Annotated in this window: 22 protein-coding genes; 20 read left to right on the top strand and 2 right to left on the bottom strand. The window is 39.5% G+C overall.

All coding sequences use genetic code 11. The features are described 5' to 3' along the window. Positions 1 to 15: 15 nt before the first annotated feature. From cls to CYJ57_RS02810, 3 genes are read left to right on the top strand one after another with little or no spacing between them, the layout of a single operon-like run. On the top strand, positions 16 to 1581 hold the full coding sequence (cls, locus tag CYJ57_RS02820; RefSeq protein ID WP_101953981.1) for a cardiolipin synthase: 1566 nt from the start codon (positions 16 to 18) through the stop codon (positions 1579 to 1581). Between the two features lie 26 nt (positions 1582 to 1607). After that, positions 1608 to 2606 (top strand): KPN_02809 family neutral zinc metallopeptidase, encoded by a 999-nt coding sequence (gene ypfJ, locus CYJ57_RS02815; RefSeq protein WP_101953980.1) that lies wholly within the window; start codon positions 1608 to 1610, stop codon positions 2604 to 2606. Positions 2607 to 2631: 25 nt separating this feature from the next. Beyond that, a complete protein-coding gene (locus CYJ57_RS02810; RefSeq protein ID WP_180764362.1) occupies positions 2632 to 3975 on the top strand; it encodes a polysaccharide deacetylase family protein in 1344 nt (447 codons plus the stop codon). Positions 3976 to 4029: 54 nt separating this feature from the next. Here CYJ57_RS02810 and CYJ57_RS02805 read toward each other — a convergent pair whose 3' ends face one another. Continuing rightward, the gene (locus CYJ57_RS02805) at positions 4030 to 4764 is read right to left on the bottom strand and encodes a hypothetical protein (RefSeq protein WP_180764361.1); all 735 of its coding nucleotides are present in this window, start codon (positions 4762 to 4764) and stop codon (positions 4030 to 4032) included. 190 nt (positions 4765 to 4954) lie between these two features. Between CYJ57_RS02805 and CYJ57_RS02800 the strand changes: the two genes are divergently transcribed. From CYJ57_RS02800 to CYJ57_RS02750, 11 genes are all read left to right on the top strand, one after another. Beyond that, positions 4955 to 6256, top strand: coding sequence for a uracil-xanthine permease family protein (locus CYJ57_RS02800; RefSeq protein WP_101953977.1), 1302 nt, complete (start codon positions 4955 to 4957; stop codon positions 6254 to 6256). A 140-nt stretch (positions 6257 to 6396) separates the two neighbouring features. After that, positions 6397 to 7098 carry a zinc metallopeptidase gene (locus CYJ57_RS02795; protein ID WP_180764370.1) on the top strand — a complete coding sequence of 234 codons (702 nt, stop codon included), beginning with the start codon at positions 6397 to 6399 and terminating at the stop codon, positions 7096 to 7098. A 243-nt stretch (positions 7099 to 7341) separates the two neighbouring features. Further along, entirely contained in the window at positions 7342 to 8409 is a 1068-nt protein-coding gene (locus tag CYJ57_RS02790; RefSeq protein WP_101953975.1) for a metal ABC transporter substrate-binding protein, read from the top strand. A gap of 33 nt (positions 8410 to 8442) precedes the next feature. After that, entirely contained in the window at positions 8443 to 9135 is a 693-nt protein-coding gene (locus CYJ57_RS02785) for a metal ABC transporter ATP-binding protein (protein ID WP_101953974.1), read from the top strand. Next, positions 9096 to 9902, top strand: coding sequence for a metal ABC transporter permease (locus tag CYJ57_RS02780; protein WP_040442771.1), 807 nt, complete (start codon positions 9096 to 9098; stop codon positions 9900 to 9902). Before CYJ57_RS02785 ends, CYJ57_RS02780 begins: the two co-directional genes overlap by 40 nt. Before the next feature lie 106 nt (positions 9903 to 10008). Beyond that, a complete protein-coding gene (locus CYJ57_RS02775; RefSeq protein ID WP_101953973.1) occupies positions 10009 to 11364 on the top strand; it encodes an MATE family efflux transporter in 1356 nt (451 codons plus the stop codon). 213 nt (positions 11365 to 11577) lie between these two features. Beyond that, positions 11578 to 12864 (top strand): ABC transporter substrate-binding protein, encoded by a 1287-nt coding sequence (locus tag CYJ57_RS02770; RefSeq protein WP_101953972.1) that lies wholly within the window; start codon positions 11578 to 11580, stop codon positions 12862 to 12864. Between the two features lie 79 nt (positions 12865 to 12943). Next, on the top strand, positions 12944 to 13774 hold the full coding sequence (locus CYJ57_RS02765) for a metallophosphoesterase family protein (protein WP_101953971.1): 831 nt from the start codon (positions 12944 to 12946) through the stop codon (positions 13772 to 13774). Positions 13775 to 13782: 8 nt separating this feature from the next. Continuing rightward, positions 13783 to 14670: a carbohydrate ABC transporter permease gene (locus tag CYJ57_RS02760; protein ID WP_101953970.1), complete on the top strand. Its 888-nt coding sequence runs from the start codon at positions 13783 to 13785 to the stop codon at positions 14668 to 14670. Beyond that, a complete protein-coding gene (locus CYJ57_RS02755) occupies positions 14660 to 15484 on the top strand; it encodes a carbohydrate ABC transporter permease (protein ID WP_101953969.1) in 825 nt (274 codons plus the stop codon). The genes CYJ57_RS02760 and CYJ57_RS02755 overlap by 11 nt, the downstream gene beginning before the upstream one ends. A gap of 12 nt (positions 15485 to 15496) precedes the next feature. Next, a complete protein-coding gene (locus tag CYJ57_RS02750) occupies positions 15497 to 16582 on the top strand; it encodes an ABC transporter ATP-binding protein (RefSeq protein WP_101953968.1) in 1086 nt (361 codons plus the stop codon). 98 nt (positions 16583 to 16680) lie between these two features. Here CYJ57_RS02750 and CYJ57_RS02745 read toward each other — a convergent pair whose 3' ends face one another. Continuing rightward, positions 16681 to 17994: a D-serine ammonia-lyase gene (locus CYJ57_RS02745; RefSeq protein WP_101953967.1), complete on the bottom strand. Its 1314-nt coding sequence runs from the start codon at positions 17992 to 17994 to the stop codon at positions 16681 to 16683. 119 nt (positions 17995 to 18113) lie between these two features. On the opposite strand from CYJ57_RS02745, the gene CYJ57_RS02740 reads away from it, so the two are divergent. The 6 genes from CYJ57_RS02740 to CYJ57_RS02715 all read left to right on the top strand — a co-directional run bounded on the left by CYJ57_RS02740 (position 18114) and on the right by CYJ57_RS02715 (position 24620). Further along, positions 18114 to 18473, top strand: coding sequence for an arsenate reductase family protein (locus CYJ57_RS02740; RefSeq protein WP_101953966.1), 360 nt, complete (start codon positions 18114 to 18116; stop codon positions 18471 to 18473). 48 nt (positions 18474 to 18521) lie between these two features. Beyond that, positions 18522 to 19388 (top strand): phosphoribosyltransferase family protein, encoded by an 867-nt coding sequence (locus CYJ57_RS02735; RefSeq protein WP_101953965.1) that lies wholly within the window; start codon positions 18522 to 18524, stop codon positions 19386 to 19388. Between the two features lie 55 nt (positions 19389 to 19443). After that, positions 19444 to 20814 (top strand): bifunctional UDP-N-acetylglucosamine diphosphorylase/glucosamine-1-phosphate N-acetyltransferase GlmU, encoded by a 1371-nt coding sequence (glmU, locus tag CYJ57_RS02730; RefSeq protein WP_101953964.1) that lies wholly within the window; start codon positions 19444 to 19446, stop codon positions 20812 to 20814. 17 nt (positions 20815 to 20831) lie between these two features. Continuing rightward, a complete protein-coding gene (locus tag CYJ57_RS02725; RefSeq protein ID WP_006700727.1) occupies positions 20832 to 21803 on the top strand; it encodes a ribose-phosphate diphosphokinase in 972 nt (323 codons plus the stop codon). 157 nt (positions 21804 to 21960) lie between these two features. Further along, entirely contained in the window at positions 21961 to 23355 is a 1395-nt protein-coding gene (locus CYJ57_RS02720) for a sugar transferase (protein ID WP_101953963.1), read from the top strand. Positions 23356 to 23456: 101 nt separating this feature from the next. Beyond that, entirely contained in the window at positions 23457 to 24620 is a 1164-nt protein-coding gene (locus CYJ57_RS02715; RefSeq protein ID WP_101953962.1) for a hypothetical protein, read from the top strand. The last annotated feature ends 170 nt before the right edge of the window (positions 24621 to 24790 follow it).

Here is a 24790-nt window from a genome sequence, read left to right as displayed (position 1 = left end):
GAAAGGGGGAGTTCGATGTTTAAAGCAGATAAAGCACCGATGATTCGTGCTGGTATCTTAGGTATATTATTTGTGTTACAAATCATCTGGTTTATTATGATTGCAACTTCTGTTATCGAATATTTCTCCTTACTTTCGATGTTATTGCAACTAACTTCGATTTTTGTCACGTTATATTTAATTGTTAAGGATGAAAATCCTGCTTATAAGGTAACTTGGATTGCCGTATTGTTTATTGTGCCATTGTTTGGGACCGTCTTATATTTGTTAATCGGTAATAAACGTCCCGCCCGATGGATTCGTCGCCGAATCGAATATCAAGAACAACATCACATGCACGGTCTAGCCGAAGTTCCTGATATTAATGGCGTCCTTAAGCATAAAGATCCACTCTTAGCCGGGATCAGTCACTATGTCCGTCAAGTGTCGAATATGCCACTCTACCCGCTCACTGATGTCAAATATTATCCGGTCGGCGAAGCGGTGATGGAGGATTTATTAAGAGATTTAAATGAAGCGAAAGAAACGATTTTTATTGAGTTCTTTATTGTTTCTCATGGGAAAATGTTCGATCAAATCTTTGAAATATTGATTCGTAAGGCGCAAGAGGGGCTGGACGTGCGTTTTTTATACGATGGTTTTGGGGCGTTAACACGATTACCAGAAAATTTTGTAGAGCAATTGGAGCGTTATGGTATTAAGGGGGTAAAATTTAACCCTGTCCGTCCATTCCTCTCGATGGTTTATAATACACGTGATCACCGAAAATTTATCATTGTTGATGGCAAGATTGGTTACACTGGTGGAATGAACTTGGCAGATGAGTATATTAACGTTGAAGAGCGCTTTGGCTACTGGAAAGATAATATGATCCGTGTGGAAGGGCCAGTAGTTTGGTCGATGACCAATCTTTTCCTTAATATGTTCAATGCAGATTATCCCATTGACGAATCTTACTTATCTTATCGCGATGAGACTTATTTTGAGCAAATGGAAGCCTTCGCAAATGATGAAAGTGTTTTGGAAAATTATCAAGGTGGATTTGTTCAAACATTTGGAGATACGCCCTTAGATAATGAACAAATTGGTGAGAGCGTCTACCGCGAAATATTAGGGCAGGCTACCGATTATGTTTATATTTATACTCCTTATTTAGTGATATCCTATGAGATGCAAACCGCGATGCAGTTAGCAGCGAAACGCGGTGTAGAGGTCATCTTATTAACACCTGGAATTCCAGATAAAAAATTAGTCTTTCGGGTGACCCGCTCGTATTATCGTCCGTTACTGGAAGCGGGGGTCAAAATTTATGAGTATACCCCAGGATTTTTACATGCGAAGACCTTTGTGTCAGACGACGTGATTGCTACAGTAGGAACGATTAATTTAGATTATCGTTCCTTATACTTACATTTTGAATCGAGTACTCTGTTGTACTATCATCCGGTTATCCATTCGATTCGGGAAGATTTTGAGCAGACACTTCTTCTCAGTCGTGAAGTCACATTGGATGATATAAAAGTCGGTGTGCTTGGTGGTTTATGGAATGCAATATTAAGATTAGGTGCACCGTTGATATAGTTTATAGATGAGAGAGGATGTTATAAATGAAGTGGGAAGATTTACGACGCAGTCAAAACGTTGAAGATCGACGCGGACAAAATAGCTCACCCTTTAACCGTCGGATGCCAGGTGGTTCATATCGCATGCCAGGAGGGTCTGGCGGACTCGGTGGGGGCGGGTTATTCGGTTTAATTCGATTATTATTGATGATGCCTGGAATGGGTCGGATTGTATTATTAATTATTGGTGGGATGTTACTTTTCCAATTTTTTGGTGGGCTCGGCTTGGGTGATTCTTCGCAACATTCTCAACCGAATTCGGATTATCGTACCCAACAAGTCGATCGCAATAATGCTTCCGTCAATCGAGATCAAATCGATTCAGGTGAAATTAGCGATCAAGACTACGAATTTATGACACGTGTGTTAGGAAGTACCGAAGATTTTTGGCACGAAATATTTCAATCAGAAGGCCGTTCGTATCGCGAGCCGCAACTTGTTATTTACGAACGTGGAACCATGACAGGTGGGTGTGGGATTGGTCAAGCCCAAGCGGGACCATTTTACTGTCCAGCTGATGAGACGGTCTATATAGACCTATCATTTTGGGAACAATTGTCCCAACGCTTCGGGGCACCCGGAGATTTCGCACAAGCGTATGTCTTGGCCCATGAAGTAGGACACCATATTCAAAATGAATTAGGCATTATGGATGAATATCAGAGAGCACGTCGTCGTTTGTCAGAACGAGAAGGGAATGCGTTAAACGTTCGACTCGAACTTCAAGCCGATTATTTTGCCGGAGCATGGGCTAAATATGCGGAAGAATTAGGTATCTTAGATGAAGGGGATATCGAAGAAGCTCTTCAAGCTGCATTTGCAGTAGGAGATGATACGATTCAAGAGCAAACCTATGGGCGAGTCGTTCAAGACAGCTTTACTCATGGAACTGCTGAGCAGCGTCAAGCGTGGTTTATGGAAGGGTACCGCTATGGTGATTTAGCGCACAGTGATACTTTTAATCGAAGATTAAGCAATGAATAATTATAACGTATAGGAGATGGAAGGTTTGAAGTCACAGCAACATTGGCACCGTGGATTGATTTTAAGTCTTTTCGGCGCACTCATGGTTATTGTGTATCTTTATGGAATGGTCTGGGTGCCCTCTTATCAAGAGCGTGTTGCAAAAGCGGAGTTAGCATTAGAAGAATTGTGGCAAAATCCTAACGGGGAATTACCTGTTTTGCGTGAGGATGTGGATGAACAAACCTTGCATCAGATTTATTCGGAGCTAGTTAAGTTAGCACCTGAAGAATATACGCGACTTGCACCATCTTATGAGGAGGCTTTCGAACAGTTGGCGTTTCGTCAGTGGTCAGATTCAGTATTACGATTGACTGTACAGGATGGCACTTTGAAAATTGATGTGCAAGCGGATGTGAACGATCAACAAATTCTTCAGTTACGTAAAAAAGCTCAAAATATTTTAACGCAACATTTAGATCAATGGGAAGCAGTTTTTGAATCAGCGCGACACCAATTGCGTGAAATGGAGTCAGGTCTCGCATACTTAGGTGAATATGAATCGAGCGTAACCTATTCGCGAGATAACTTGAACGATGCTCTGGAATTATTAAATAAAGCAAGTGATCATCTTGAACCTTGGTTGGATCAAACTTATCTTGCTTCTTACTTGGATCAATATCAGCATCAATTGAGTTTGTTTGCGGATTATCTCGTTAAGGAGTATCAAGTTGATTCTTATACAGAAGCAACAATGCTACAAATCCAAGAGAACCCAGCGCTATTTACGTTATTGGATGGGACACCGCTCCATCAACGTCCGAAGATTGCACTGACTTTTGATGATGGGCCTAATGAAGAATTTACACCGCAAATATTAAATATCCTAAATCAATACGGGGCTAAAGGAGTTTTCTTCGTTTATGGGGCGTATGTTGAACAGTTCCCTGATATGGCGCGGCGCATTATTAACGAGGGGCATTTGATTGGGAATCATTCTTATAGCCACCCGAATTTCGATGACATATCCGACGGTGAGGTCTTACAACAAATCAATTGGACGCAAGAAATTGTTGAGGAAGCGACAGGTTATCTTCCAACAATGTATCGAATGCCTTTTGGAGCGGGTGGATTGAGAGTAGTCCAGTTGTTACCTGAGTTAACGTCAATCACTTGGAATTTAGACTCATTGGATTGGCAGCTCCAAGATGCGCAAGCAATTTTTGATCGGGTCATCCCGATGTTAAGTAATGATACGTTACTTTTAATGCATGATACGAGTCAAACATCGGTCGATGCATTGGCACTCCTAATGCCAGTATTGGTGGAGCGAGGCTATGAATTTGTCTTCCCTGATCAATTAATTTATCAAAATCGTTATTATGAATAAAAGAATCCCTCTAAAGGTTCAGGCAAATAGAGAATCTTTAGAGAGATTTTATGATTATTCGTAAAGTGAACTCATTGAAAAGAGTGAATAAGTCGATGTACCTAAATGGTATGGAATTAAGTAGTCATGTGTTTCATCATAATAGCTGATCATAACTAAACGATTGCCAATCATTGATAGTGCCGTATTCATTAAGTGGACGTCACTCGAATCGACTTTGGCTTCGGCTTCCGGATAAGTGTGCGGAACGACAATTCGAACCACATATTGACTAGTATTATTTAATTGCATGGTCACTTGATCAACGGTAGCTTCAAGTTGCTTTAATTGCTCGTCTTCGTCTAATGTTTTCTGGATTCGTTTTAAGATAGGTTTAGAGACCGGTTCGAGATTATTATCTTGTTCATCTTCTGGCACATCTTCGATAAAGTAAGCATTGACCGCTTCACGTACTTCACCAATCGGAATTTCATCAGGGAGTTGGGTTGGGGGTACAGATAAGTTATTATCAACAATCTCACCAAATACATTCTCATATTCTTTATTAGGAATTTTGTTGCCAGTACCCAGACTATCAATATCTACACCGGATTGAGTGCTTTGGTCTTTTTGAGTAGAATCGTCGTTATTAGATCCGAACCAACTACATCCAGTCATTAAAATCGTTAAGATGAGTAAGGTTATTCGTTTCATATAAATCAGTCCTTTATTTATTCGTAGTTGCATTGTAACAAGGAATGCAGCGAGATACCATAACAACTGTGTTTCATTTTGGCGAAATCTTGACATCTTTTAAAGTGATGTTTATTTTTCTAAAATGCTGGTTGCAATTAATATTTATCATGGTATTATGTCATAAGACAATAAGGACTTTTAAGGTAATCCCGTGAGGTTACTAAGGTCACCCGTTGATTTAAAGCCCTTATTCTCAAAAAATAGGGGCTTTTTGTGTGCAATCAGCTCCGTGAGGAGAGAGAAAATGGAAAATATTCAAACGACTAATCAGACGAAGATGTTACTAGATGTAGATGATAAGCCGAAATTATTACCGGGCTTACTACTTAGTTTCCAACATGTCTTTGCGATGTTTGGGGCGACAGTTCTCGTCCCCTTAATTTTAGGGCTATCCGTATCGACTGCATTATTAGCCAGTGGTGTCGGTACGCTAATTTATATGATTTTGACACAATTTAAAGTACCGATTTATTTAGGGTCAAGCTTTGCTTATATTAGTGGTATGGCGCTCGCGATTGAACAGATGAATGGTGATATTAGTGCCGCCCAAACAGGAATTATGATGGTCGGACTTGTCTATGTCTTAGTCAGTGTCTTAATTAAATTTATTGGCGTCGAGTGGATTAACTACTTATTCCCACCGATTGTTATCGGACCAATGATCATCGTGATTGGTTTAGGGCTTTCAGCCACCGCCGTTTCCAATGCGGGTTTGGCACAAGACGGAGATTTACGTAATGTACTTGTAGCGATTGTAACTTTTGCAGTAGCGGCTTTAGTCACTTCAAAAGGTAAAGGTTTTATTCAAGTTATTCCATTCTTAATTGCGATTATCGTCGGTTATATCTTCGCCTTGGCGCTTGGTTTAGTTGACTTGTCACCGGTTGCTGCAGCAAATTGGATTCAATTGCCAGAATTCAGTCTTCCTTGGGGAGAGGGAGCCGGTAGTTACCGCTTCTACTTCGGTCCTGAAGCTTGGGCGCTCGTTCCAATTTCATTTGTAACGATTGCAGAGCATATGGGAGACTCAATGGTTATTAGTGAAATTACCGGCCGCAACTTCTTGGAAAATCCAGGACTTAATCGTACAATCTTGGGGGATGGCGTTGCGACATTTGTGTCAGCGTTTATTGGTGGTCCTGCCAACACTACTTACGGTGAAAACACAGGTGTCATTGGGATGACCCGCGTGGCGAGCGTCTCAGTAATTCGAAATGCAGCGATGATTGCGATTTTATTAAGCTGTCTAGGCAAATTTACCGCCTTAGTCTCTACTATCCCATCAGCAGTGTTAGGAGGAATGTCTATTCTTCTATATGGCGTAATCGCAAGTAACGGTCTGAAAGTGCTTATTACAAATCGCGTTGACTTTGCACATACTCGTAATTTAATTATTGCGAGTGCAATGTTAGTTATCGGGCTTGGGGGTGCAGTACTAAATATCGGAGGCGTGTTGATGATTTCAGGGACTGCTCTCAGTGCGATTGTTGGGGTTATCTTAAATATAGTCTTACCTTATGAGACTTTAGTAGACGCGAATAACTAATTTATTCATAATATTTGTGAAAGCATCTCGTTGAGGTGCTTTTTTTAATGGAAATAATTTCATTAGTAAGGCATTGAACCCTTCAATAAATACAACACTATGATATAATATAATTAAGAATATTAAGGTAGGAGGAAAATATTATGCCTTACTCTTATTATGGATTTGATGCAACTTATTTATTAGTTTTAATTGCGATGGCGATTGTAGGTTGGGCCCAGTTTAAAGTAAAATCGACATTTAATAAATACGACCAGTTGATGACCGAGCACCAAGTGACAGGCCGACAAGCTGCAGAATTTATATTACAACAATCAGGGATTACAAATGTGCGCGTTGAGCCGGTTGCAGGACATTTAACCGATCATTATGATCCAAGAAATAAAGTTTTACGTCTATCTGAGGCAACCTATCAAAATACTTCAGTGTCCGCGGTAGCCGTTGCTGCGCACGAGTGTGGACACGCCTTGCAAGATGCACAAGATTATAAATTTATGCGTGTAAGAGCTGCATTAGTTCCGGTTGTCAATCTAGGGTCCACAATCGCAATGCCATTGATTTTAATTGGTTTTCTGATGCAAATAGCAGGCCTCATTCAATTGGGTATTCTAGCTTTTAGCTTGGTCTTGTTATTCCAATTAGTTACCTTGCCGGTTGAATTTGATGCGAGTCGCCGAGCGATTGAAATTTTAGGTCAAGGACATATCTTTACTGAAGCAGAAGTTCAACCTGCGAGAAAAGTATTGCGTGCAGCAGGCTTTACTTATGTCGCGGCAAGTTTAAGTACATTGTTCCAAATCGTCCGCTTCATCCTATTATCTAACCGTTCAAATCGTAATTAATCGAATTAAAATAAATGAAAAAAGTTTCAGGTGTAGCTTAATTATCGATGGTTGATAAGGTCTAACCCTTGTAATACCGAGGGATTAGGCCATCACAGAGTGGATTCGAAAAGGAACACATGAATGATTCTTCCTTTGACTATTAAAAGTCTCTGATTAATAATGTGTTATGTTTGAGCGCCGGAACGAGGTAAAAATTCTGCGCTCATCAATCATTAAAATTTGAAATAGGAGGAATCATTAATGATGAAAAAAATTATCAAAACGATGGCAGCATTCAGCTTAATGTTAAGCCATCTTGTATTGCCAACTGCGTCAGCTCAAGAAGGAATGGATATTGTAACAACGATTTATCCAGTCTATTATCTAGCTAAGCGTATTGCGCAACCCGATGCAAATATTACAATGTTAGTGCCAAGTGGTGGCGATGCGCATGGTTATGAACCAAGCACACAAGATGTAGTTAAAATTCAAGAGGCAGATATGTTTATTTATCAAAGCCAAGAAATGGAATTCTTTATGCAAGCAATGGCGCCGGTCTTAGAGGATGGCGAGGTAACCGTTGTAGAATCCGTTGAAGGGTTACAACTTCTGAAAGGTTCAGATGACCACGACCACGACCACGACCATGACCACGATCATGACCACGACCACGATCACGACCATGACCACGACCATGACCACGACCACGATCACGACCATGACCACGACCACGATCATGACCATGACCATGACCATGACCACGACCATGACCATGACCACGACCACGATCATGACCACGACCACGGACATACGCACGAATGGGATCCTCATAGCTGGTTATCACCTAAGTTTTATGCAGAACAAGCTAAAGTTGTAATGGAAGCATTGATTGCGAAAGACCCTGAAAATGAAGCGGGTTACCGTGAACGTACCGAAGCACTAATTGATGAATTGAATGAATTAGATCAACACTACCATGAAGCGTTAGAATCATTAGAAGATCGTCGCATTGTTGTACAACACCCAGCATTTGGCTACTTAGCTCATGAATATAATCTAGAGCAAATCGGTATTACTGGCTTATTAACGAATAGCGATCCAAGTGCTGAAACAATGGCAGAAATGATTGAATTCATTAAAGAAAATAATATTAAAGCAATTTATGTAGACCCAGCAATGCCAACAGAGGTTTCAGAAGCGATTGCTAATGAAGCAGGCGTAGAAGTTCGTCCATTGCGTACTTTAGAAACAATTTCACAAGAAGAGAGTGCAGAAGGACTGGACTATTTCGATTTAATGAATGAGAACTTAGCTTCTTTAACAAAATAACTTTTTAATAATTTGACCCTGGAGAGTGATCGAATGGCAATTTTAAAAGTAAATAATCTCGCATTCTCCTATGGGGAAGAGCAAGTTTTGCATGATATTAATTTCCAAATTAATTCGGGAGAATTTATTATATTAACCGGTGAGAATGGTGCAGCCAAGTCAACATTAGTTCGCCTAATATTGGGGCTTTTACTGCCTGAATCCGGAACGGTTGAATTGCAACCAACGAATGATCAAGGCGAGCCGCTTCAAATCGGCTATGTCCCACAGGACGTCACAGTCTTTAATAACGGCTTTCCAAGTACGGTTCAAAAATTAGTAGAGTCAGGGCGTTATCCGCAAGGACGTTGGTTCAAACGACTGACAGACGAAGATCATGCGCATGTCAATCGCGCTCTGGAATCGGTCGGGATGGCACACTTAAGAAATCGCAAGGTTGGAGATCTATCCGGTGGGCAAAAACAACGGATTAATATCGCACGGGTCTTCGCGCAAGACCCGGATTTCTTTATCTTAGATGAACCGACTACAGGAATGGATGTAGCTTCACGCATGTCATTCTATCAATTGTTGAATCATAGTAGTAAGGTTCACCACAAGACTATTTTGATGGTGACGCATAGCGATAGTGAAATGGAAGGATTATACGACCGTGAGATTTATTTAACGCGTGAGAAAGGGGTGGAATGGCGATGCTTCAATACCAATTCATCCAACGAGCATTAATTGCGGGTGTAGCCTTATCCTTTATTACCCCGATTTTAGGCTTATTATTAATTTTGCGTCGTCAGTCACTCTTGTCTGATACTTTATCGCATGTTTCCTTAGTTGGGGTGGCACTTGGCTTATTACTAAAATTCAATCTAACAGTGTCTACCATTATTGTCGTTGTCATCGCGTCGATGTTACTGGAGTCGATGCGACGGATGTATCGCAACTTTTCAGAAGTCTCAATTGCAGTGATGATGTCAGGTGGAATGGCTTTAGCCTTGGTTCTATTAAGTCTTTCAACGAGTGCTTCATCGGTTCAAATTGATAAGTACCTTTTTGGGACGATCTTACTTATTACGCAACAAGAAGTCTATTTATTGATTGGCCTAGCAGTGATTGTTGTCATTCTTTATGCAATCTATCATCGGATTTTGTATGTGATGAGCTTTAACGAAGATACGGCACATACGAGTGGGTTGCCCGTACAGTTTATTTCGATGGCTATTTCAGTTATCAATGGCATTGTGATTAGTTTGATGATGCCGATTGTCGGAGCTCTGTTAGTATCGGCCTTAGTTGTGATTCCAGCGGCAACGTCGATTAGTATTTCTAAGAGCTTTAATCAAGCGATTGGAATTGGAATTGTGATTAACTTAATCGGCATCATTGGAGGAATTATTTCGTCATTTTATTTTGATACTCCTCCAGGAGCGACGATTACACTCTTCTTTATTGTGATTTTTGTGGTGACATCCCTGATCAAAAATCAATTTACCGATTAACAAATCCTTAAAAGCCTCCTTCGGGAGGTTTTTTCTTGTTAATTGGGAGAAGTTCGCTATAATAAGTAAGGTATTTCAGATGAAGAGAGAATAAGTAGGTGATTCAGTGAATAAGAATATCAATTTATTGGAAGGTAACATTAAATCAACCTTATTGCGCTTGTCCATTCCTTTAGCATTAACGGCGTTTATCCAAATCGCTTACGGATTTGTTGATATGTTATGGATTGCGAAATTAGGAACCAATGCCGTTGCAGGAGTCGGTATCGCAGGCTTTGTCTTCTGGATTGCGAACTCGTTAGCATTGATACCTAAGATTGGGATGGGGGTTTATGCTTCGCAGGCTTATGGTTCAAATCATAAAGATGAGACGATTCGTGTAATCAACAACGGACTTCTACAGGCACTCATCCTAGGCCTTCTATTTACGCTGTTCTCCTTAGCCGTACGTAATGTATTTATTGAGTTTTATCAATTGGGGGCGGAGGCAGAGCAAAGTGCTAAGGAGTATATGACCATTGTCGCTTCGGGTATGTTGTTATTTTTTGTGAATCCCATTTTGACGCAATCTTTTACATCTTTAGGAAATTCTTTTACACCTTTTGTTATTAATACGATTGGTTTAGTTGCGAATATGATATTAGATCCAGTACTTATCTTTGGTTTTGGGACGATTGAACCGCAAGGTGTTGAAGGGGCGGCTTGGGCAACCGTATTGAGTCAATTATTTGTTTTCTTTGCTTTTATTTTAACAATTCTTATTGAAAATGGGCTTTTAAGACGTGCGATTACACGGATTACCTTACGTTGGGATTGGCAAGTTGCAATCTTCAAGTTAGGAATTCCAGCTGCTTTATTAAGTGGTTTTCATGCGAGTATTTCGATGGTCTTAAATCGTTTTATGTCTGGGTTCGGTCCGACACCCGTGGCAGTTACGTCCATTGGTTCTCAAATAGAATCCATTTCGTGGAACACTTCGGAAGGGCTACAAGTTGGGATTCAGGCATTAGTGGCCCAAAACTTTGGAGCTGGAAATGCTAAACGTGTTATCGAAAGTATTCGCGAATCCTTTAAGCTAATCTCAATGATTGGCGTCATCGCCACGATTGTTTTAGTAGTATTTAGCGAAGGCTTGTTTACGATGTTTATGCCACATGATCCGGAAGCAATTCGTCTAGGAAGTATTTATTTAATCATCTTAGGACTATCCCAAGCCTTTATGAGTATTGAGATTGGTTTGGCAGGAGCGTTTAATGGCTTATCGGATACTCGAACACCGGCTTTAATCGGAGTGATTTTGAACCTATTCCGTATTCCAATTTCGCTAATGCTAATGCCAATACTTGGTGTTATCGGGGTTTGGATTGCGATGAGTTCGACGTCGATTGCAAAAGGGGTCGTATCGATGTACTTACTGCGTCGTAAAGTCAATCGAATGGAATGGTTAATTGAAAATCGATAAAAGAAATTGAAGTTATAGAGAGACATTTCATTTTTTGAAATGTTCTTTTTATTTTCAGAAAAATCCTGCAATCTTAAGTGGATAGATCTTTTTTCGCTTTTTAAATTTACCTTATTTTTACGCTTAATTTACGCTATATTTACATCTTGAAACTATAATGAAAATGGGTTATGAAACTGGTAACTCAGACAAGAATAAATTTGGAGGAAAAGAATGAAGAAATTTATTAAAAAAGCTATCTCTCTAGTAATGGTTGCAATGACTTCTTTATCAATGATACCTGGCGGTGTAACAGCATCTGCTCAAGAAAAAGTCCAAATTAACTATTGGCATGTTAATGCAGACACCCAAGGTGGTAAAACCGTCGATGAATTGGTCAAAAAATTCAATGAATCACAAGATGAAATTGAAGTTGTGGCAACATTCAATCCAGATATGTATAAAGGCTTAATGCAAAACATGCAAGCAGCAGTTGCGGGCGGTAACACCCCTGACGTTGTACAAATCGGATGGGCTTTTGTGGATTATTTCTCTGAAAACTTTGAATATAACACACCTCAATCTATTATCGATCAATTTGATGCTGAAAACAAAAATTACTTGGAAGATAATTTCTTAGAAAACGTATTGGATCTAGCAGTAAATAAAGACGGTGAGTTAGTCGGGTTACCTTATTCAATCTCGAACCCTGTTTTATACATTAATAAGGATTTATTAAAAGAAGCTGGATTAGATGAAAATGGACCTAAAATATGGGAAGAAGTTCGTGAATTCGCTAAGACAGTGAAAGAGCAAACAGGCAAATATGGTTTCTATCTACAACAACCTGCAGATAATTGGGCAACACAAGCTTTGCTAGAATCTAATGGTGCTAACTTTATTGAAGACGGTAAAGCAGCTTTTGCTTCACCAGAGGGGATTGAAGCTTATAAGTTATGGGCTGATATGGTAAATGAAGACCAAACAGCCGTTAATCTACCTTGGGACCAAGGGGTCCAAAGTTTTATCCAAGGTGAAGTTGCGATGTTATTTACAACGATTGCTCAAAGAACCAATGTTCAGTCAAATGCACAATTTGATGTCGCAACGATTACTGCACCTTCATGGGGAGACAAAGATATTCGCATCCCTGCCGGAGGCGCGATGCTAGTCTTAACGTCACAAGATGAAGCTAAAAAAGAAGCAACTTGGAAATTTATGAAATTCTTATACGAAAATGAAAATGTATTAGCTTGGACTGAAGGAACGGGATATGTACCATCAACAGCTACTGTTAAAGATTCAGATGAGATGAAAAAATTCTTGGAAGAAAACCCAATGATGGAAGCGGCGATGGTTCAAATGGACAAAGTGAATAAATGGGCTTCATTCCCTGGTCAAGCGGGCTTAGAAGCTGAGCAAATGTTATTAGATATGCGTGATGCAATTTTAACAGGTAAGAAGACTGTCGAAGAAGCATTACCTGAAACGCAAGAGGCCATTAATAACTTACTTAACTAATTTATTTGTTCAAATATTACTTATAAGAAAAGTCCTTGGGTTGCCAATGACTTTTCTTTTTTAGAAAGAGGTATAAAAAGTGAAAATCCTACATTTATCCGATACGCATTATACACGCGACGTCGATGATCCTGAATTAAAGCCTGTATTCGACGCGCAAGTTCCCCTAGAGAAGAAATTCAATCAGATTTTAGAGCATGAAAACTTAGATACCTTTGATTTGGTGATGGTAACGGGAGATATTGTTCACGAAGGGACACCGGAAGATTATCGAACGATTAAAAATTTAATCGAAAGAACTTTTTCCCCGCTGCCGATCTATTTTTGCTTAGGAAATCATGACCGCAAGCCGGTATTTTACGAAGGGATGACTGGTGAGTCAAAGGATGCTAATTATGATTATGATTTTGAAATGGATCATTTCCATATTATTGTGCTCGATACGGCAAAGAATTATTCTCACAGTGGCATTTTAGACTCCACACAGATAGAGTGGCTTGAACGAACAATGGCAAAAAATAATCATAAGAAATTAATTTTTCAACACCATCCAATTATTGGGGGAATTTATTTCGATCAGTTTACGATGGAAGAACCGGATGAAGTTTTGCATTTGTTAAATAACCCCAACGTGATTGGAGTCTTTACGGGACATACCCATTCGCCGGCAATCAATATTTATCAGCATTTAAAGCAATACACAACTTATGCCGTAAGTTTTGGGTTGGAGAAAGTAAAGGATGGGACCCAATATTTTACAGATACTTGTGGCTATTCTGTCATCGAGTATCGCGATGATTCCGGACTGACTGTTGCGCCACGAATTATTCAGCCGGCATATAAAATTTTAAAAACAACCAATCCAAACCAAATGAAAGAACTAAATAGTACCTATGAGTTTGAAGATTAGGAGATAAAATGAAAAATAAATCAATATTTAATTTAAAAGCTTTCGTATTTTTATTCCCTACCTTGCTTGTTTTTGGAATGTTTTTAGTATGGCCATTAATTTACACCGTCTATTTAAGTTTTTTTAAATGGAATATGATTTCTAAAAACAAAGTGTTTGTGGGGTTCGAAAATTATTTAACAATCTTTAAGGATAGCAGTACGAAGCAAATTTTAATGAATTCATTTTGGTATATTTTTTGGATTATTTTATTTGCAGTCTGTCTACCCTATATTATGGCATTCGTCTTAAATTATCTTCTTCCAAAATTTATCGATGCCTATAAAGCAATTTTATTTGTACCTGCTGTCATGTCCTTAGTGGTTGCGTCGGTGTTATTTACTTGGATACTTAATCCTATTTCTGGACCGGTCGCTTTAATCTTACGTCAGGTAGGGATTTCGATGCCGTTTTGGTCTAATAGTGAAGGCTGGGTTATTTTCGTCATTGCTTTAATCGTTTCTTGGAAAGTATTTGGCTATAATTTCATTTTGTTATTTGCAGCTATTTCAGGGATTAGCAAAGAACTCATAGAATCAGCTAAAATGGATAATATTTCTAATGGGCGTATCTTTTTTAAGATTATTTTACCCATCTCATCTGCAACGGGGATTTATGTGTTAATTATGGCAGTTGTGCAGGCGCTTCAGTATGTCTTTACACCGATTGCTGTATTAACTCAAGGCGGGCCCGATGGGGCAAGTTCCAATATTATTTACGAATCCTACCGCCAAGGATTTGAAATGTTTAATACAGGACGCTCAGCTGCTCTTTCAGTCATCACATTATTAATCTGTGTAATCTTATTATTGATTGAATATGTCTTTGTGGAAAGAAGGGTTTATTATGAAAACTAAAAACAAAAAATATATTTTTTGGCATATTCCCTTTATTTTCTTAATGGTTATTTCGCTGTATCCGATCGTCTTTGGGATTAGTAATTCGTTTAAAACGTTACAAGATGCGTATCATACGATTTTGCAGTTGATTCCAAGGAATCCAACGTTAGAAAATTTTAAGTATCTATCGGAATCATTGCCAATCGTAAAAATAACGATGAATACTTTTTTCATTGCATCTGTCACGACCTTAGTTCGCTTGACTATTTCATTTTTGGCTGCCTATGCCCTCACGTTCTTTAAATTCACGGGAAAAAGATTATTATATTTTGCGTTAATTTCTACGATTTTTATTCCCTTTACGGTAATTATGATTCCTAATTATTCGATGATGTCTGAATACAAATTATTAAATAATAATTGGGGTGTAATTTTGCCACAGTTGGCAGACGCAACAGGTATCTTCTTGCTCGTGCAGACGATGCGACAAATACCAAAGCCGATTATTGAGGCAGCTAAAATTGATAATATTTCAGACTTGCAAATTATTAAAGGGATTGTCCTTCCGATAACACGGCACGCACTATTCTCAACAGGGATATGGTATTTTATTACGACTTGGAACGAATATGTATGGCCACGTTTAATATTAAACAAAGTAGAGAATTATACCTTGCCGATTGCGATTCAAAACTTCATTTCAGCAGAAGGTGGAACAAACTTTACGGTTGCAATGGCTGTGACGGTCATTACGATTATTTTCCCATTAGGATTGTATTTAATCTTCCAAAAATATATTATCGGAAGCTTTTCCTCATCGGGTATTAAATAGTAGGAGGCAATTATGACAGGAATAAAATTAGAAAATGTATCTAAAAGCTATGGTAATACTGAAGTAATCCATGAGATGGATTTAGAGATTAATGCTGGGGAACGGGTGGTTTTCTTAGGTCCTTCAGGATGTGGTAAATCCACGACGCTTCGAATGATAGCTGGGTTAGAATCTATTACATCTGGTAAGTTATACTTAGATGGGGAAGATGTAACAAATTTGGAGAGCGGAAAGCGAGATATTGCGATGGTTTTCCAAAATTATGCTTTGTATCCTAATATGACAGTTAAAGATAATATTACTTTCGCATTAAAAGCGAATAAAGTCGAAAAAAAGGAAATTGAAAGACGTCTTCAAAAAGCGCTTGAAATGTTAGACTTAACCCAATATCAAGATCGACTCCCAAAAGATTTGTCAGGGGGGCAAAGACAAAGGGTAGCCTTAGCCAGAGCCATCGTCAAACGCTCTAAGTATTTTTTACTGGATGAGCCACTCTCAAATCTTGATGTGACTTTACGACAATCAGCGCGGAATCAATTGATTGATATCCACGATGAATATCATCAGACTTTTATTTATGTTACACACGATCAAGTAGAGGCAATGACCCTAGGACACAGGATCGTCTTAATGAATAAAGGTAAAATACAAATGGTTGGGACGCCGGAAGAAGTCTATAATCAACCTAAGAATGTATTTACAGCTTCTTTTATCGGAACACCTAAGATGAATTTACAACCCGTGAGTTGGCGTGACAATCATCTGCTCATCGGTTCTCAAGAGTTAGAATTAAATAGCGAATGGTTGCAATACCTCAATGACTTCTCGGAGAAAGACTATATTATCGGAATTAGACCGGAACACATTAGCATCTCAAAAGAGCCTTCAGAGAATTCGATTCATGCTGTAGTTAAAATGACAGAAAATCTAGGACCGAATTATGCCGTTTATGTCGAGACAAAGTCGACCGAATGGGTTGTCATTAGCTCAATTCGAGATTGGGAAAAAGGGGATACGGCGCATATTTTCTTTGATGTGAATAAAATCCATCTATTTAACAAAACGACCGAAGAAAATATTGGTTATCCTAACAAATAAGTTAAAATGGGAGAAATTAAAAATCTAGCATCAAAAATACCAAGGTCATTGAATGGAGTTCAATAACCTTGGTATTTATTATATCTTTTATGAAGAAACTATCGACTTAAATAAGCCTTCATCACTTCTTGTGGAACAAGTGCACCGCCCGTTGCCCAACAGAGATGGGTAATCGATTGAGGGCTCGCAATGCCTGCTTGCTGAATATAGTGTTGCATGCGTTGACCAATTTTACTGTCAACTTGATGGAGTTGGTCTATCGCAGCAAAAGTCGAACAGGCGGAAGGTTCGATTTGGATGGACTCGGTTTGATTTAATAATTTCATGTCGTCAAAGAGGGTGGCATCTTCAACGGTCACAATGCCTGCAATCAAAGGATCCATCAGCTGACCGATAAAGCTTGAAGGACGTCCTACGGCGAGGCCATCCGCTTCGGTTCGACCATCAATACCGACATCTTGAACACTAATATTTCCGTACTGCTCCGTTATCATGCCGATTAACATACTCGGCGCATGGGTAGGTTCGATAAAGAAAATATGGCAAGCGTCACCGAACAATCGTTTGAGTCCGTAGGCGACACCCCCTGGTGAGCCTCCAACACCGCAAGGTAAGTAAACAAATAAGGGATGTTCTATATCGACGGGCACGGCTTGTGCTTCAAGCTGCTTTTGCAAACGCAAGGCTGCAACAGCATAGCCCATAAATAATTGGACGGACTGTTCGTCATCGATGAAGTAGCTATAAGGATCTGTTTCGGCCGCTTTTCGTCCTGTTTCAACAGCAAGGCTAAAATCCCCGTCGTATTCTTCGACTTGAACGCCTTTGCTGCGGAGTAAATCTTTCTTCCATGCTTGGGCATCGCGTGACATATGGACAATCACCTTAAATCCAAGTGATGCCGCGCTAATACCAATCGAAAGACCTAAGTTACCGGTTGATCCGACTTGTAGCGTATATCGATGAAAGTATTGACGTACTTCTGGTTTGGTTAAAGCAATATAATTATCTTGAGGTTGGATAAAGCCGGCCTCTAGAGCGAGTTGCTCAGCAAAATATAACACTTCATAAATTCCGCCGCGTGCTTTAATCGATCCAGCCACCGCCAGGTGTGAATCCATCTTCAAATAGAGCGGGGCATTGAGTTGAATGGCTCGGGCAAAACGGTCAATTCGACGCAGTTCGGATTCAATTATCCCATCTTGTTGTTTGGTCTCGGGGAAGTAATGAGCAATTAATGGAGCAAATCGCTCTAATCTTGCGTTAGCAGCTTGAATATCTTCAAGTTGATAGGGTAATCTGGTCCACAAATTTTGAGTATCACTTTGTAACTTTGGATTGAGCCACAGCGTAGGCTCGAGATTGATTATCTCCGTCAATTCAGGATGTTGGGCGATAATTGAATTAAGCATGTTGAACCCTCCCATAATAATATTTTGTAATTCGTAACAAAATGGTTACGCTTTGATTCTTCAACTATGATTATAGCTTACTTTTTGATACACTGGAATTACTAAGGAGGAGACAGAAAATGAAAGTTACTTTTTATGAATATCCGAAGTGTTCGACCTGCCGCAATGGCAAAGCTTTTCTTGAAGCGAATGGTGTTGAGGTTGAGGCAATCGATATGGTAAAACAACCTCCGTCTGTCAAAACGTTGCAACAAATTATTGAAAAATCAAACCTGCCGATTCAAAAATTCTTTAATTCCCGCGGGATGAAGTACAAAGAGTTGGGCTTAAAAGATAAACTCAATCAATTAACAGATATAGAAAAGATTGAACTTTTAAGTTCCGACGGAATGTTGATTAAGCGTCCACTCGTTGTAAGCCAAGAGGATGTTGTCCTTGGATTTAAAGAAGCAGATTACCAGCAGGCTTTTTTGTCGTAATTCGTGAACGATACGAGACTAAAGTGAAATGATAATGGAGGAAATCAAGTGGTAGCAGGGCATAGATATAAACCGAAGAGAAATGAACGCATTGTCTATATTTCGCAATATTTAGTCGACCGACCGAGTCAATTAGTTAATTATCAAACCTTTATGGACCATCTAAATTGTGCTAAAACATCTGTTAGTGAAGATTTATCTTTAATAAAATTAGTCTTTGAGCAACAACGACTTGGAACGATAAAGACCTTTCCAGGGGCTTCAGGTGGCGTAGTCTATTACCCAATTGTTCATCCGGAAGAACAGCGTCAAATTGGTGAGAAATTAATGGAGATGTTATCCAAAGGACACCGTATTTTACAAGGTAACTATATTTATCTTGGGGATATTTTACAAAACCCTAATATTGTTGATCGAATTGCGAGGTTAATGGCTTCGCGCTATATCTATGAACAAGTTGATGCAGTTATGACTATGGAATCGAATGGGATTGGGTTGGCGACATTAGTAGCCCGTTATTTGGATGCGAAATTTATCTTTGCGCGGACCGGGAAAACCACTTCTCGCGAAGCTACCCGCTCAGTAGAATTTGTCTCAGGTTCTTACCACAAAGTCGGTCGGATGGAGCTTGAAGAAAGTCAACTTGAAGCCAAAGAGCGCGTCTTAATTGTCGACGACTTTATCCGAAATGGTGGGACATGCCAAGGGATGATAGATTTAGTTAAGGCATTTGAGGCAAAACTTGTCGGGGTTTGTGTCGTAGGAGAAAATCCCGCACCGGATATCGTGCGCACCTTAGCGTTTGATTCATTAGTGAGCATCAATCTCGCATTCAACGAAGAAAGTCGACAATATGAATTAGAATTGGCCTTAGGCAGTCTTTTTGAAAAAAAGTCAGAACCTACCATAGATTAAAGGATATAAAAGACGTATAATGTGATAGGCCAGTAAAAACACAAGGAGTGTTGGGATGAATAAACGAATGGCGGTAGTGCTAGCTGCAGGCAAAGGCACCCGTATGAAATCAAATCAATTAAAAGTTTTACATAAAATTAACGGTATTACGATGATTGAACATACCGTTCGAGCAGTTCGCAAAGCAGGGGTAGATCAAGTTGTCACAATTATCGGGACCGACGGCGAAGAAATTCAACAAGTTTTAACCGGTCAAAGTGAGTGTGCAATTCAAGAAAAACAACTTGGTACAGCGCATGCGGTCTTACAAGCGAAGTCAATCTTAGAAGGACAGCCCGGAACAACGTTAGTGGTTAACGGCGACGGTCCACTCTTAACCGGCGAGACGTTAGAGCGATTGTATGATTTCCACGAACAATCAGGCGCATCGGGGACGGTCTTAACAGCGATTGCCTCATTACCGAATGATTACGGTCGGATTGTCCGAGATGAAGCAGGTAATGTTCAAAAAATTGTCGAGACCAAAGACTGCGACGAAAAAGAATTACAGATTACTGAGGTTAACTCAGGAGTCTTTATTTTCGATAATCAGAAGCTCTTTGAATTGTTAGACCAGGTTGATAATAATAATGCTCAAGGCGAGTATTATTTACCGGACGTGATTGGCTTATTACAAGAACGCGGCGAAACGGTCAAAGCATATGTGACGGAACAATTTGATGAAATTATTGGGATTAATGACCGTCAACGCTTAGCGGAAGTGACGCGCATTATGAATCAACGGATTATGAATCAGCATATGGATTATGGGGTAACTTTTGTTTTACCAGAGTCTACTTATGTTGAAGTCGATGTTGAAATTGGTAACGACACAGTGATTGAACCAGGCGTTCAGTTAAAAGGGAAGACACGTATCGGCTCAAATTGTACGATTGGAGCACACAGTGTAATTGAAGATAGTCAACTTGGTGATGAAGTCGTTGTTTGCCAATCAGTTATTGAATCGAGCCAGATTGCCCAACAAGCGACGATTGGTCCTTTTGCACACCTAAGACCTGAAACGGTATTAAACGAAGGCGTTCATATCGGTAATTTTGTCGAAGTGAAGAAAAGCGAATTAGGTGCCCATACGAAAGCGGGCCACTTAACCTATATTGGAGATGCAACGATTGGTAGAAATGTGAATATTGGTTGTGGTACGGTCATCGCAAACTATGATGGTAAGAAAAAGCATCACAGTACTATCGGTGATGAATGCTTTATCGGATCTGGTTCAGTGATTGTATCACCTGTACAAATCGGTAATCATGCGGTTACTGCAGCGGGATCAACCATCACAGAAGATATGCCAGATGAGAGTCTCGGTATTGGTCGTGTTAGACAGACGACAAAATCTAATTTTTGGCAAAAATTTATGCAAAAATAATTATTGGGAGGAAAAAAATGAGTAATCGTTTTATCGATGATCCAAGATTTAAGTTGTTTTCGCTGAGTTCAAATGAACCGCTCGCAGAGAAAATCGCTGATGCATTAGGCGTTAAGTTAGGTACGATTAATTTAACCCAGTTTGCAGATGGAGAGATCAAGTTAAATGTTGCTGAGAGTATTCGAGGTAGTCATGTCTACATCGTGCAGTCTACATCTAATCCAGTCAATGAACACTTGATGGAATTATTAATTGCCATTGATGCGTGCAAGCGTGCGAGCGCTCGAACCATTAATGTGGTGATGCCATATTATGGCTATGCTCGTCAAGAACGCAAGACGCAGTCTCGCGAGCCAATTACCGCAAAATTAGTTGCTAATATGCTCACATCTGCAGGGGCAACGCGCATGGTAACCTTAGATCTTCACGCAGCACAAATTCAAGGATTTTTCGATATACCAATGGATCACTTGCTCGCATCGCCTTTAATTGCGAGCCACTTAATGAATGATGGTTTATATGGTGATGATGTGGTTGTAGTTTCTCCAGACCATGGTGGGGTGACCCGTGCACGTAAGTTAGCGGAATTCTTAAAATCACCGATCGCGATTGTTGACAAACGTCGACCTAAAGCGAACGTCGCTGAAGTGATGCATATTGTTGGGGATGTTAAAGGCAAACGCTGTATCATTATCGATGATATGATCGATACGGCAGGTACGATTACTTTAGCATCACAAGCATTATTAGATCAAGGTGCTACCGAAGTTTATGCTTGCTGTACTCACCCTGTTTTATCAGGGCCCGCAATTGAGCGCCTCGAAGCTTCTCCAATTAAGAAGGTTATGATTACAGACTCGATTCTTCTACCAAAAGAAAAAGAGCTTGATAAGATTGAACAAATTACGGTTGCGAAGTTAGTGGCTGAAGCCTTACTGCGCATTCATGAAGATCGTTCAGTAAGTCCACTCTTTGATGAGAAATTTTAAGGTAAGTTTACGAATACGAATTTCAAATCCACTTAGCTTGCGCTGAGTGGTTTTTTAGTGATTTAAAGAGTTTTTAAGTCCATTTCTTCAGGGTCTAGCATTTTAAAGCTTGAATCAGTATAATAGATGAGAATCCAAAGCTTGGAAGGAGGATACTATGTTTAAGAAAGCCGAATGGAATACGCTGTTGCGTCTGGCAGTTGTCATTGTTAGTTCTCTAATCGCGTTAGGCAGTATGTATCTAAGTTTTTACTTACGTTTTGCTGGGAATATTCCATATCGAAATTACAGTGCATTTCAAGCGAATTATTTGTGGATTGTAGTTGGTTTTATTGTTATTAATTTTCTTTTTGGGACATATGTTTTTTACAATAAAAATTTATTAGATTTGTTTTATTTTACGATGTTGAGCGAGTTGGCATTAACGTGCTATATTATGGTATTGATATATGCACGCAGTCGTTTAACGTTTCCACGTTCGGTTTTACTGATTAACTTTGTTTTAGGGACTTTTATTTTATTTATTTATAACGCGATTGTCTATATGATTTACCAGAAAGTTCGCGGTCATAAGCGGGTGATGATTGTCGGGGAAAATGAACGTGTATTAGAGGCTGTACGCAACTTTGATGCGATGAAGAATCAGCGCCACCAAGTCACCCACGTTATTCTTTCCAATTATTTATCGAATATTAAAGCTTACGCTTCGGAAGTGGATATTGTCTATATGACCGGACAGATTGATGAAGCTGTTCGAACGAAAGTATACGAATATTTGATGCAAGAGAGTAAGAAATTATTTTTAAGTTCAGAGTTTGAACACTTAATGATGTTGAATGCCAATGTGATGAACTTTGATGACGAGAGTGTTCTGGAAATATCGAACTTTGAGATTAATCCTGAAGAAGCGGTGTTGAAACGTGCCTTTGATGTGATTGTATCAGTCGCATTGCTAATTGTTACTTCACCAATTATGTTAATTACGGCAATTTTAATTAAGTTGGATTCTCCAGGGCCGATTTTCTATAAGCAGGAGCGCATTACTAAGGGGGGGCGTCACTTTAATATTTTGAAGTTCCGTTCGATGAGTGCAACCGCAGAAAGAGAATCAGGTCCCGTCTTAGCGACAAAAGATGATGCCAGAATTACTCGCGTGGGCAGGTTTATTCGCTCGACGCGGATTGATGAGTTGCCACAGTTAATCAATGTTTTGAAAGGTGATATGTCGCTTGTAGGGCCCCGTCCGGAACGTCCATTCTTCGTAAAACAATACGCAGAGCAAAACCCGTACTATACGCTACGTCACAATGTGCAAGCCGGGATTACAGGCTATGCACAAGTCTACGGCAAGTATAGTTCAGATTTTAATCGTAAATTAAACTTTGATTTGCTATATATTAAGAACTATTCGTTAGCATTTGATTTTAAATTATTATTTAGAACGACAAAAATCTTGTTTGATAAAGTCTCTTCGCGAGGGTTTGAAGAAGAAGTCGAACGAGTGGAAGATGAGTGGCAAGATTATGAAGATCAAATGACGATTATTAAATAAAGAATACGAATGATACTATTTGATGATACTAATCATTTTAGTATCATTTTTTTTATGAAAAGCGTATACTAAAATTATCAATCAACGAAGGAGAGATTGCTATGATGAAAAAGATGAAAAAATGGCTCGTAGTTGGCTTGTTAGGCTCAAGTATCGGTATGGGTACCTTAGGTCAATCCGTTCATGCTGAAACAGATTGGCAGAGTATTTACGAAGAACTTGTTGAAACAAGCATGGAACTTCAACCTACCTCTGGAACTTATCAATTAACAGCAAACTTAGTTGGAGCGGACGAACTTAGCGTTAATGGCGATGTGAATGGAGCATTCAAATTTACAACCGAACCTTTAACGGCTCAAGGGAACGTAACAATTAAAGGGCTAGTGAACCCACCAGCATCTGAAGAAGACGCAGAACCGCAAAATATTGATTTTACAGGTGAAGCAATTTATGTCGATGACACTGTTTACTATAATACAGGTTTTGAATGGGAAGTCATCAATTTCGATGGATTTGAAGAGCAATTCGCTGAAATTTTCGATCAAATCAAGGACATGCAAGGGCAAACTCCTGAAGACTGGGAACTCGTACAACAACTGTATGATTTTGAAGAGACAGAAACAGAGTACATCATGACATTAAAAGACGATGTAAATTATGAACAAGTTCTTGAAATGATTGATTTGGAAGAATTAAAAGAACAATCACGTAAAAATACTGAAGAGATGATTGAAGAAATCGAACAAGCCATCGAAGAAGCGCGTCAAGAAGCAGAAGAAGCCGGGGAAGATCCCGAAGAATTTGTTGGACTCACAGAAGAAGAAAAACAAGAAATGCTTAACAGTGCGACTGAAAATATTGAAGAGCAAATTAAGTTAGGTATTCAATCTTTAAAAGATGCGGAAATTCATTACGATAAAGAAACAAAACGAATGACTTACACACGCATGGAAATTGAGCTTGATGGTCCAGCTATTCGTGAAGTTATGGAAGAGGTTAATGGTATGACCGAAGAAGAGTCAGCGGTCTTGGATGAATTCAAACTTATGTTAACACTTGAAATTCATATTGATCCAGAATTCCAAGGAGGTCCAATTACAGCACCAACGCTTGGATCATCTGTTGAAAATGAAGCAGCTGAGGAATCTGAAGAAGCATCAGAAGAAGCATCAGAAGAAGAGTCAAGCGATGAATCTATTGAAGAGACTGAGGCGGAATCATTAGAAGAAACAGAAGCGGCTGAAGAAGAAACAAGTGCAGAATAAGTCACGTAAATTATAAAAAGTATTATCAAACCTCATGTCAAGGCATGGGGTTTGTTTAAGTGCGCCCAGCATGGGCGTTAACTTGGCGGTTCAAGTCCGCTACAGGCTTTGCAGTAGGAACTGTTAGCTAAGGGCAAGGGTGTCCGTCGTGAGGCGGAATCTGAAGGAAG

Source organism: Falseniella ignava, assembly GCF_002847645.1.
Lineage (GTDB): Bacteria > Bacillota > Bacilli > Lactobacillales > Aerococcaceae > Falseniella > Falseniella ignava.
The sequence above is the reverse complement of the archived record's forward strand: the minus strand, read 5'-3'. Positions and strand labels throughout refer to the sequence as shown.